Here is an 11,330-nt window from a genome sequence, read left to right as displayed (position 1 = left end):
GGTCCAGCCGGCCGCGGCGCGCTCCCAGTCCTCGATCTGCTGGCGCACGGCCGGGTTCGACACGTGTCCGACGACGGTCTTGCGCGACACGCCCAGGCGCGTCTGGATGTACCCGAACTCGCGGTCGCCGTGGGCGGCCTGGTTGAGGTTCATGAAGTCGAAGTCGATGTCGTTCCACGGCAGCTCGACGTTGGCCTGCGTGTGCAGGTGCAGCAGCGGCTTCTGCAGCGCGTCGAGGCCCGAGATCCACATCTTCGCCGGACTGAACGTGTGCATCCACGCGATGACGCCGATGACGTCGTCACGGCCGTTGATCTCCAGCGCCATGCGGCGGATGCTGTCGGAGTCCTTCAGCACGGGCTTCCAGACGACCTTGACGGGCAGTCCGTTCAGGCCCTCGACGACCGCCTGCGACTGCTCGGCCACCTGCTTCAGCGTCTCTTCGCCGTAGAGGTTCTGGCTGCCGGTGACGAACCAGACCTCGTAGCCATCGAGGTCGTTCTTGAGCGGGGTGCGGGTCATGCGGGTATTCCTTTTGGGTGGTGGAGGAGGCGGGAGCCTCGGTCAGTGCGTCGCCGCGATCGCGGCGTGCTCGATGGCGAGGCCCGCGCGGTATCGGGTGAGATATGCGGCGAAACCGGGGACGTCCTCGGGGTCGGGGTCGATGGAGTCGAAACTCGTCTGGGCGAAGACGCGGTCGGTCAGATAGGTGTCGAGCGGGTCACCGGAGGTGTCGGCGGCGAAGGCTGCGAGCACTGCGATCCCCCACGCGCCGCCCTCGGAGGCGGTCGCGGCGACGGCGACGGGCGCGTCCAGCGCCCCCGCGAGGAAGCGCTGGGCGACCCCGGCCGTGCGGAACACACCGCCGTGGGCGTACATGCGGTCGAGCTGCACGCCCTCGTCGGCGAGCACGCGCATGCCCAGGGCCAGCGTGCCGAACACGCCGTACAGCTGCGCGCGCATGAAGTTGGCCAGCGTCAGGCGGCTGTCGGGCGTGCGGACGAAGAGCGGTCGACCCTCCGGCAGGCCCGCGATGGGCTCGCCCGCCAGGTGGTTGTAGGCGAGCAGACCGCCGGCGTCGGGCGCCCCGTCGAGCGATTCGACGAAGAGCGCCTCGAACACCTCGTCGGGGTCGAGGGTGCCCCCGGCGATCGCGGCGAACCGCTCGAACAGCCCCACCCACGCCGCGAGTTCGCTGGCGCCGTTGTTGCAGTGCACCATCGCGACCAGGTCGCCGGCCGGGGTGGTGACGAGGTCGAGCTCGTCGTGCGCGCTGTCGAGGGGCTGCTCGAGCACGACCATGGCGAAGATGCTCGTCCCGGCGCTGACGTTGCCGGTTCGGGGTGCGACCGAGTTGGTCGCGACCATGCCGGTGCCGGCGTCGCCCTCGGGCGGGCAGAACAGCACTCCCGGCCGCAGTGCGCCCGACGGGTCGAGCAGACCCGCACCTTCGGTCGTCAGCTCACCGGCGGACGCGCCGGCGACCAGCACGTCGGGCAGAAGAGACCGCAGTTCCAGGCCCGGCGCGCGTTCGGCGACGAGGCGGTCGAACTTGGCCATCATCTCGGCGTCGTAGTCGTTGGTCGCGACGTCGATGGGGAACATCCCGGAGGCGTCGCCGATGCCGAGCACGCGGCGCCCCGTGAGCTTCTCGTGGACGTAGCCCGCGAGGGTGGTGAACGACGCCACGTCGGGGATGTGGTCTTCTTCGTCGAGCACCGCTTGGTAGAGGTGCGCGATCGACCACCGCAGCGGGATGTTCGTGCCCAGCAGCTCGCTCAGGACGCCCGCGGCGCGCTCGGTCGAGGTGTTGCGCCACGTGCGGAAGGGCACGAGAAGCTCGCCGTCGGCGTCGAAGGCGAGGTAGCCGTGCATCATCGCCGAGACACCGGCCGCCGCGAGCGTCTCGATCGCGACGCCGTGCACGCGCTGCACCTCGGCGGTCAGCGCCGCGTACGCGCTCTGCAGCCCCGTCCAGACGTCGTCGAGGGCGTAGGTCCAGTTGCCGTCGCGGTAGCGGTTCTCCCACGCGTGCGAACCGGTCGCGAGCACGCGGGTCGGGTCGTCGGCGTCGACGAGGCAGGCCTTGATGCGCGTGGAGCCGAGCTCGATGCCGAGCGCTGCGCGCCCCGACGAGATGACCTCGGCGGCCGAGGTGGTCGCGGCGCTCACCGGCGGGCGTCCGTGTTCTGGCCGTAGACGTTCTGGTAGCGGTTGTAGAGCGCGTCGATCTTGTCCTGCGGGATCGGGATGAGCGGGCCCGCCTCACGCGCGATGTGCACGGTGCGGGCGACGTCCTCGAGCATGACCGCGGCCTTCACGGCATCCTTCGCGTTCGTGCCGATGGTGAACGGGCCGTGATTCTGCATGATCACACCGCGCGAACGGTGACCCCGCAGGGTCTCGACGATGCCGCGACCGATCGAGTCGTCACCGATGATCGCGAACGGGCCGACCGGGATGGGCCCGCCGAACTCGTCGGCCATCGCCGTGATGACGCAGGGGATCTCTTCTCCGCGCGCCGCCCATGCGACGCCGTAGGTGGAGTGCGTGTGCACGACACCGCCGACCTCGGGCATGTTGCGGTACACGTAGGCGTGCGCCGCGGTGTCGCTCGACGGGCTCCGCTCGCTCCCGGGGGTGCCGGGGATCGCGTCACCGTTCAGGTCGCACAGGATCATGTTCTCGGGCGCCAGGTCGTCGTACGAGACGCCCGAGGGCTTGATCACGAACAGGTCGGCGCCGGGCACGCGGCCCGAGACGTTCCCGCCGGTCCACACGATCAGGTTGTAGCGCACGAGCTCGGCGTGCAGCCGCGCGACGTCTTCGCGCACGCGATCGATGGATGCCTGGACCTCGGGGGTGATGTCAGCAGGGGACGCTGCCACGGTGTTCTCCTTGCGGGGGTGCGGTTCGACGACGGTGCTCATTTTCGGCGGCGGGCCGTCAGCACGCGCTGCAGCAGGACGAAGGCGAGCAGGATGCCACCGGTGATGATCGTGAGGTACTCGGGGCGGATGCCGCCGTCCTTCGTGATGATCATGGCAAGCGCGGCGAGCACGAGCGAGCCGACGACCGAGCCGAGCACGTAGCCGGCACCGCCGGTCAGGAGCGTTCCGCCGATGACGACGGCGGCGATGGCATCCAGTTCCCACCCGATGCCGGTGACGTTCTGGGCCTTGCCGCCCACCTCGGCCGTGTAGACCACGGCCGCGAGTCCGGCGAGGGCGCCGCTGAGCACGTAGATGAACACGCGGGTGCGGGCGACGGGCAGACCCATCAGCTGCGCCGAGTTCTCGGCTCCGCCGATGCCGTAGACCGTGCGGCCGGTGCGGGTGCGGTGCAGCAGCACGAACGCGCCGATGACGACGAGCACGGCGACGAAGAAACCGGGCGTGAGCACCAGGTCGTTCGTCTTGGGGCCGTCGTAGAGCTTCCAGTCGGTCGCGAGCGCCAGGATCGGCGCATCTTCGGGCGCCTGGACCGGCACGGTCGACAGGATGGATGCCAGACCCCGGGCGAGGAACATCATGGCCAGGGTCGCGATGAACGGCTGCACGTTGAAGTACTGGATGAGAACGCCCGAGACGAGCCCGAACAGGGCGCCGAACACGATCATCAGGATCACGGCGAGCCAGCCGTTGACACCGTTGTTCATCAGCATGACGCCCGACACCGACGTGAAGGCGACGACCGCGCCGACCGACAGGTCGATACCGCCCGACAGGATGACGATGGTCATGCCGACGGCGAGGATGATCGTCGGCGCGAAGCTGACGAGCAGGCTCGACATCGTGCCGGCGTGGAAGACGCGGCCGTAGGCGAGCTCGGCGTACACGAGCATCGCGACGAGGAGGATGACGGCGGCCAGCGTCGGGATGGCGGACTGGCTGCGACCCCACATGCGGGATATCGCCAGGCCCCGCACCGGGACTTCGGTGCCGTGCGAGGGCGACGGGGGTGAGACGGTCGCGCTCATGCGACGACCTCCTTACGGGTACGGCGGCGTCCGGCCTGGAGGACGAAGGTCCTCACCCGCTCGGACTGCAGCAGGACGAGCAGCACGATGACGATGGCCTTGAAGGCCGGGGTCGCCGCGGCGGAGACGCCGAGGAAGAGCACGGTCTTGTTGAGGGTCGCGATGAGCAACGCCCCGACGGTCGACCCGAGGATGGAGAACTTGCCTCCGGCGAGGGAGGTGCCGCCGATGACGACGGCGAGGATCGCGTCGAGCTCCATCTGGTAGCCGGTGCCCGAGACGTCGACGGTCATGACCTCCGACACCGTGAACAGACCACCGCCGGCGGCGAGGATGCCCGAGAGCACGTACACGGTGATGAGGATGGGACGGGGACGGATGCCGGCGAGGCGGCTCGCGTCGGGGTTCACGCCGATCGACTCGATCATGAGACCCAGGGCGGTGCGGCGCATGATCACGGTCACGACGATGACGATGACGATGGCGGCGACGAAGCTGATCGGCAGGCCCAGCACCTGCCCGTTGGCGATCTGCTGGAACGGCTGGTTCTGCGAGTTGGTGTTCTGACCACCCGTGATGACGCGGGCGATACCGCGTGCGGCCAGCATCATCACCAGCGTGCTGATGAAGGGCTGCAGACCCACGATCGACACGAGCAGGCCGTTCACGAGACCGAGGACCGCACCCAGCAGCAGCGCGAGGGCGATGGCCATGAACATGGCGCCGAACGAGGTCGAGGCGTTGAGCGAGCGCAGCAGCTCCATGGCGGCGGCGCCGCCGACCGCCATGATCGAGCCGACCGAGAGGTCGATGCCCTTGGTGGCGATGACGAACGTCATGCCCAGGGCGATCATGATGATCGGCGCCGAGACGCGCAGGATGTCGAGCAGGTTGCCCGCGAGCAGACCGGTCGTCGGGTTGATGCCGATCGCGAGGTAGGTCGGGTCCTTGATCACGTTGAGCGACAGCAGCAGCACGATGCCGATGACGCCCCAGAACCACGGAGTGCGCAGCAGCGACTTGAAAACGGTCATCAGTGGGTTTCTCCTTCGGCGAGGGCCGCGGTCTGGGCCTCCGCCTCTTCTTCGGACTCCGCCGCGATGATCGACACGACGCGCTCCGCGGTGACGTCGGGGCCGTTGACGATCTCGCCGACCTTCTCGTGGTCCTTCATGATCACGATGCGCTCGGACAGACGCACGACCTCTTCGAGCTCCGACGAGATGAAGACGACGCTCATGCCGGCCTCGGCCAGCTCGGCGACGGTCTCCTGGATGTCGGCCTTGGCGCCGACGTCGATGCCGCGCGTGGGCTCGTCGAGCAGCAGGAGCTCGGGCTCGGTCGCCAGCCAGCGACCCAGGAGGACCTTCTGCTGGTTGCCGCCGGAGAGCAGACGGATGGGACGGTTGGGGTCGTTCGGCCGCACGCTGAAGCGCTCCATGTAGGTCGAGACGAGCTGGTCGACCTCCTTGGCGGGGATGCGACGCAGCCATCCGCGCTTTGCCTGCAGCGCGAGCATGATGTTCTCGCGGATGCTCAGGTCGCCGATGATGCCGTCGTCGCGACGGCTCTCGGTGGAGTAGGCGATGTGGTTGCTCAGACCCGTGACGGGCGAGTTGACGTTGACCTTCTTGCCTTTCAGGCGCACGGTGCCCGAGTCGGACCGGTCGGCTCCGGCGATGAGGCGGGCCAGCTCGGTGCGGCCCGACCCGAGAAGCCCGGCGAAGCCGACGACCTCGCCCTTGTGGATCTCGATGTCGGTGGGAGCGAGGGCTCCGGCGCGGCCGATGCCTTCGGCGGCGTAGACGGGCGTCTCGCTGCGATCGCGGGCGTCGACCTGACGATTGGAGCCGAGGGCGCGCAGCGCCTCGATGTCTTTTCCGATCATTTTCGAGATGAGCTGCGTGCGGTCGAGGTCGCGGGTGAGGTACTCACCGACGAAACCGCCGTTGCGCAGCACCGTGATGCGGTCGCTGATCGCGTAGACCTGGTCGAGGAAGTGCGAGACGAAGAGGATCGCGACGCCCTGGTCGCGCAGGCGCCGCATGACCGTGAACAGCACCTCGACCTCGGCGGCATCCAGGCTCGAGGTGGGCTCGTCGAGGATGAGCACCTTCGAGTCGGTGACCATCGCGCGGCTGATGGCCACGAGCTGCTGCAGCGCGATCGAGATCGACGACAGCGGGGCCCGCGTGTCGAGGTGGCCGAGACCCATACGGGTCAGGCCCTCCTTGGCGCGGGCGTGGGTGGCGCGCCAGTTGATGCCGAGCGGGCCGCGGACCTCGTGGCCCAGCATCACGTTCTCGCCGATGGTGAGATTGGTGCAGAGGTTGACCTCTTGGTAGACGGTCGAGATGCCGGCGGCCTGCGCCGAAGCGGTGCCCGTCAGCCGACGCTCTTCACCGAAGATGAGGATCGACCCGGAGTCGATCTGGTAGACGCCGGTCAGCGCCTTGATGAGGGTGGACTTGCCCGCGCCGTTCTCACCCATGAGGGTGTGGACTTCTCCCGGCAGGAGGCGGAAGTTGACGTCGTCGAGGGCTTTGACGCCGGGGAACGTGATCGATGCGCCGCGGACTTCGACGATCGGTAGGGATTCTGTCATCGCTGACGAACTTCCTCGCTGGTACGGAGCGGGTGGGGAATGCGGAGCGGGGGCCGACCCGGGCGGGCGACCCCCGCTCCTTTATGGTTGCGTCGAGCGGTTGGACCGGACTTAGAAGCCCAGGCCGTCCGCGAGGGCCTTCTCGGCCGCCTCGGGCGAGTCGAACGTGGCGCTCTTGACGATGATCTCCTTCTCGACGCTGTCGCCGGCGAGAGCCTTCTGGACGGCGTCGACGGCGGTGTCACCGAAGAACGGGTTGTACTGGGCGACGAAGCTCAGCTGACCGGCGGCGAGGGCCTCGAGCGCACCCTTGGTGCCGTCGATGGTGGCGATCTTGACGTCGGTGCCGGGGGTCAGGCCCGCAGCGGAGACGGCCTGGGCCGCGCCGATACCCATCTCGTCGTTCTGAGCGAAGATGAACTGGATGTCGTTGTTGTTGGCCTTCAGGACGGTCTCGATGACGGACTTGCCCTCGTCGGTCTTCCAGTTGGCGGTCTGAGCGCCGACCTTGGTGAAGCCGCTCGCGGCGCTGACCTCGGCGTCGAAGCCTTCGTTGCGCTCGTTCACGACCGACAGGCCCGGGACGCCCTCGAGCACGAAGTACTTCGCGCCCTGCGGGAAGGCCGTGACGGCCCACGAGCCGACGGAGGCCGCGACCTGCTTGTTGTCGGGAGCGATGCGGGTGACGTACAGGTCGTCGGACGCGTCGACGCCGCGGTCGAGGAGCACGACGGGGATCTCGGCCTCCTTGGCGAGCTCGAGCGCGGAGTCCCAACCGGACGCCTCGGTCGCGGTCAGCAGGATGACGTCGACCTCGTCGTTGACGAAGGTGGTGAAGGCGTCGAGCTGCGACTTCTGGTCGCTCGGGCTGGCGGCCGGAGCGTACTTGAGGTCGAAGCCGGCCTCGGTCGTGAAGGCGTCCTTCACGGCCTGCTCGTTGGCGTTGCGCCATCCGCCCTCGGGGCCGACGGCGACGAAGCCGACGGTGGTGAGGCCGTCACCGGAGCCGCCCGCGTCGGCGCTGTCGTCGCCCGAACCGGAGCCACCGGCGCAGCCGGCGAGGCTGAGGGCGACAGCGCCCGCACCGATCAGTCCGACGACGCCGCGCATGCGCTTCGAAATGGTCATTTTTTCTCCTCCTTGAGATCTCTCCAGCGTTCGGGTTGGAGAGGGATGCCGTGCAGCTTTGGGGGGCAGCACTCCTGGTAGACCTAGTGTGCGCGCTAACATTGAGTTGCGCAAGTCCCACATAGTGGATTTCCGGCGTCAGCTGATCACAACTCGATCACGGCCGTGGCGGGCGACCTCGCGAGAGTTCGCCCGGTGTTTTACGCGGAGTGCAGCGCCTTCGTCGAGCCGCGCACGATGAGCTTCGGCTGGATCATGTCGTGCGTGGGATCGGTCGCACCGTCGATGGCGGCGATGATCTGCTGCAGCGCGAGTTCGCCGAGTTCCGCGAAATCCTGTCGGACGGTGGTCAGCGGCGGAAGGAAGTGACGCGCGTCCGAGAGATCGTCGAAGCCGACGACATTCATGTCATCCGGCACCCGGATGCCGCGGCCGTGCAAGCCGTGGATGACGCCCAGCGCGATCTGGTCGTTCGACGCGAAGACGGCGGTCGCCTCTCCGAGGTCGGAGGACCGGCCGAACTCGAAACCGAAATCGGAGGTCCAGTCGCCGATGATGAACGGCCCCTCCGCCAGGCCCGCCTCGGCGAGACTCTCGCGCCAGCCCTGGGCGCGCTCGCGAGCATCGAACCAGTCCATCGGACCCGCCAGATGCGCGATCGTGCGATGGCCGAGGCTGATCAGGTGCTCGACGGCGAGACGCGCGCCCTGGCGTTGGTCGACCCCCACCGTGTGCCAGGCCGTGTCGGCCTCCGCCTTGATGACGATGGTGGGCAGACCCGTCGTCTGCTGTCGCAGGAGGTCGAGGGAGGACTCGCGAGGGGCGATGACGCAGAGCGCATCGACCCCCTGGGTCACCAGCTCCATCACGCCCGAATCCATCTGCGACGCGTCGTCGTCGCTGATCGAGAAGGCGCTGACGGCGTATCCGACCTCGCGCGCCGCCTTCTCGAGCGCACGCAGGGTGCTGTTCGGACCGTTCTGCACGGGGCCGTCGATGAGCACGCCGATGCGGCGCGCCCGCCGTGTGGCCAGCGCCCGCGCGATCGAACTGGGGGTGTAGTTCATCTCGTCGATGGCCTGCAATACGCGGGAGCGGGTCGACTCGCGGATGTTGGGGTGGTCGTTCAGCACGCGTGACACGGTCATGTGCGAGACCCCCGCGCGGCGCGCGACATCGTAGATGCTGGGCCGCTGCCATCCGCTCTTCGAGGATTGAGGCTGTGTGCTCATCCGATCCCGCCGTCGATCAAGGTGCGTGCCGGACGTTCCGGAACGCGCAGCAGACCGCAGACCCCCCACCGGAGAAACCGATCCCACCACGTCGATAGTATGCGCCTCACCGGATCTGCAACGGGATGACGTCATACCTGCACGGCGTCGCCGGCGTTCTCTCCGTCATGGCGCAGGGCGGGGGGTCACGGTCGCCGACGGCGAACGCGCGAGACGACCACGCCGAGGATCACGGCGAGCGCCCCGACGCCCAACAGCATCCACGCCGGCTCCAGACCCGTCAGCGCGAGCCACCCCTGGTCGACACCGCCGGGTGCGGCCGTACCCCCGGGGGTCGTGGCGACGACGGTCGATGAGGGGCTCGGAAGCGGGGTGATATCGACGTCGATCGAGACGGCGTCGTCGCGGAGGGCGCGGGTGGCCGGGATCGTCACGGGCGGAACCCTTCGGTCGGCTGCGGCGCGCCGCCCGTCGACACCACGTGGGCCGGCGAGCCGTCGCCGTCCCGCGATGCGGTCGCGGCGGCCGAGACCCGCCCCTCTTCGCGTGCCCGGTCGAGCGCGGCGGCGAAGCGACGGCGCCGCCAGAACAGAGCGGCGACGATCAGCACGAGGCCGAGGACCACGAGAGCCTGGGCCACGGGGAAGGCCCACAGCGACGCCGGGGCCGACTGCGGCGCGACCTCGACCGGGTCGCCGCCGAGATCGACCGCGGTCGGAGCGACGTCGATGGAGCCCGGGACGAAGATCGTGGGCCACACGTCGGCGACCGCGACCGTGAACGCGCGTGACTCGCCGGGGAGGAGTTCTTGACGCGGAGCACCCTCCTCGGGGAACGCCGCCGACCCGGTGCCGATCGCCGCCGTGCCGTTGACGACGAGACTGGCGTTGCCGGTGTTCTCGACCGTGAAGGTGCTCTGCACCGACCCAGGACGGAACGGGTTCCACGACATGTCGTACGCCGTGCCGATCCCGGACACCACATAGGACGGCACGATGTCGCCCGTCACGCGCGTCATGATGCGGAAGCCCACCCGGCTCTCGACTCCGACCTGCGACCCGCCGGCGTCGGTTCCCGCCGAGGTGACGGATGCCGCGATACCCGCTGCGTGGTCGCCGGGGATCGCACCTTCGGGCACGGTGGTGGTGAAGGGCACCACGACCGTGGCGTTCGGACCGACCGTGACCGTGTCGGGCAGGTCGATCCACAGACCCGCGTCGACCGACTCCTTGTCGGACGGCAGCATGTTGAACCGCCCCATGTCGGTGTAGTACCCGTCCGCCGCGGACAGGGCGAAGGTGACCTCGGTGCGGCTGAGGTTGCGCACCGCGAAGAAGTCGGACCGCGAGGCGCCGGGGTCGAGCTCCTGTTGGATGACGCCGCGCTTGTCCGGCCCGGACTGATCAGCCGGCGTCACCGACCAGGTGATGTCGGCGTCGGACGCGGCGTGCGCCGCGGGAACACCGAGCAGTACGGAGGCGAACAGGACCGCCAGCGCGGTCACCACCCTCGTCACGAGGGAGCGTGTCGTGGACATGACGGTGCATCACCATCCCGGATCTTCGTCGATCGCGTCGACGGGGGTCTTTCGGACGAAGGCGAGGGCCGAGTCCCTCTTCAGGACCCGGCCCTCGCGGTGCTCCGAGCTTACGGCTGGCCGGGGTCGACCGCGTCTTCGAAGAGCGACAGGGTCAGCTTCGAGGAGTACGCGCCCGGGGTGACACCCGCGTCGGTCTTGAGCACGAGGGCGGCGTTGGCGGTCCACGACGTCTCGCCTCCCGCCTTCAGGGCCGAGGACTCGTACGCGGCGTAGAGCAGTTCCTTGTCGACGAGGCCGACCGCGTCGTCACCGGTGTCTTCGGCGGTGCCGACCGGCTCACCCTCCAGCACGAGACCGGTGTCGCCCTCGTCGACGAGGTTGGGGGTCCAGCCGAGGTTGGCGGCGGGGATGCGCGCATCGCCTGGGCCGGTGAAGGCCGAGGCCTGGCCGACGACGTACCAGAAATGGTCCGCCGGGATGTCGGCGAGCTCACGGGTGTCGGTGACGGTGACCGTGGGGAGCGTGCCGTCGAACTGGCGGACCTCGGGGTTGCCCGAGGCGCTCTCGGTCAGGGTCGAAGACGTGCCCGCCACCGTGAGGCTCAGGCTGCCGGGGCCGTCGACCGGAGCGATCTGGACGTTGACGTCGACATTCTGGTCGTCGCCGACCTCTGCGGCGACGGCCGCACCGGCCGTACCGACGAGCACCAGACCACCGAGGGTGGCAGCGGCCATACGAGCAGCTGCGCCGTGAGAGAACTTCATTGTGTACTCCGTTTCTTCGTGCGACTTCGACGTCGTACGAGTAGCGAGATCACCGGACGCTCCGGTAGATGGGGGGAGGCGG

At 68.8% G+C, this 11,330-nt stretch carries 10 protein-coding genes and 1 pseudogene; all 11 read right to left on the bottom strand.

The window, feature by feature from the left end; translation table 11 throughout:
• Positions 1 to 522 (bottom strand): annotated as a pseudogene (locus QE410_RS17050) (L-arabinose isomerase); the annotation flags it as partial.
• Positions 523 to 564: 42 nt separating this feature from the next.
• On the bottom strand, positions 565 to 2,172 hold the full coding sequence (locus QE410_RS17045; protein WP_307334269.1) for a xylulokinase: 1,608 nt from the start codon (positions 2,170 to 2,172) through the stop codon (positions 565 to 567).
• On the bottom strand, positions 2,169 to 2,930 hold the full coding sequence (locus tag QE410_RS17040; RefSeq protein ID WP_373459357.1) for an L-ribulose-5-phosphate 4-epimerase: 762 nt from the start codon (positions 2,928 to 2,930) through the stop codon (positions 2,169 to 2,171). Before QE410_RS17040 ends, QE410_RS17045 begins: the two co-directional genes overlap by 4 nt.
• Positions 2,927 to 3,979: an ABC transporter permease gene (locus QE410_RS17035; RefSeq protein WP_307334263.1), complete on the bottom strand. Its 1,053-nt coding sequence runs from the start codon at positions 3,977 to 3,979 to the stop codon at positions 2,927 to 2,929. Before QE410_RS17035 ends, QE410_RS17040 begins: the two co-directional genes overlap by 4 nt.
• Complete coding sequence (locus tag QE410_RS17030) at positions 3,976 to 5,013, bottom strand: ABC transporter permease (protein WP_307334260.1); 1,038 nt, start codon at positions 5,011 to 5,013, stop codon at positions 3,976 to 3,978. The genes QE410_RS17035 and QE410_RS17030 overlap by 4 nt, the downstream gene beginning before the upstream one ends.
• Entirely contained in the window at positions 5,013 to 6,584 is a 1,572-nt protein-coding gene (locus tag QE410_RS17025; RefSeq protein WP_307334256.1) for a sugar ABC transporter ATP-binding protein, read from the bottom strand. Before QE410_RS17025 ends, QE410_RS17030 begins: the two co-directional genes overlap by 1 nt.
• 111 nt (positions 6,585 to 6,695) lie before the next feature.
• Positions 6,696 to 7,712 carry a substrate-binding domain-containing protein gene (locus QE410_RS17020; protein ID WP_307334253.1) on the bottom strand — a complete coding sequence of 339 codons (1,017 nt, stop codon included), beginning with the start codon at positions 7,710 to 7,712 and terminating at the stop codon, positions 6,696 to 6,698.
• A gap of 200 nt (positions 7,713 to 7,912) precedes the next feature.
• Positions 7,913 to 8,944 (bottom strand): LacI family DNA-binding transcriptional regulator, encoded by a 1,032-nt coding sequence (locus tag QE410_RS17015; protein ID WP_307334250.1) that lies wholly within the window; start codon positions 8,942 to 8,944, stop codon positions 7,913 to 7,915.
• A 185-nt stretch (positions 8,945 to 9,129) separates the two neighbouring features.
• Positions 9,130 to 9,378 (bottom strand): hypothetical protein, encoded by a 249-nt coding sequence (locus tag QE410_RS17010; RefSeq protein WP_307334247.1) that lies wholly within the window; start codon positions 9,376 to 9,378, stop codon positions 9,130 to 9,132.
• A complete protein-coding gene (locus QE410_RS17005; RefSeq protein WP_307334244.1) occupies positions 9,375 to 10,481 on the bottom strand; it encodes a hypothetical protein in 1,107 nt (368 codons plus the stop codon). Before QE410_RS17005 ends, QE410_RS17010 begins: the two co-directional genes overlap by 4 nt.
• A gap of 110 nt (positions 10,482 to 10,591) precedes the next feature.
• Complete coding sequence (locus QE410_RS17000; RefSeq protein WP_307334241.1) at positions 10,592 to 11,248, bottom strand: hypothetical protein; 657 nt, start codon at positions 11,246 to 11,248, stop codon at positions 10,592 to 10,594.
• Between the last annotated feature and the right edge of the window lie 82 nt (positions 11,249 to 11,330).

This window comes from Microbacterium sp. SORGH_AS_1204 (assembly GCF_030818935.1).
In the GTDB taxonomy this organism is placed as follows: Bacteria; Actinomycetota; Actinomycetes; order Actinomycetales; family Microbacteriaceae; genus Microbacterium.
Note: the sequence above shows the minus strand (reverse complement) of the source record. Positions and strands in the feature narration are given on the sequence as shown.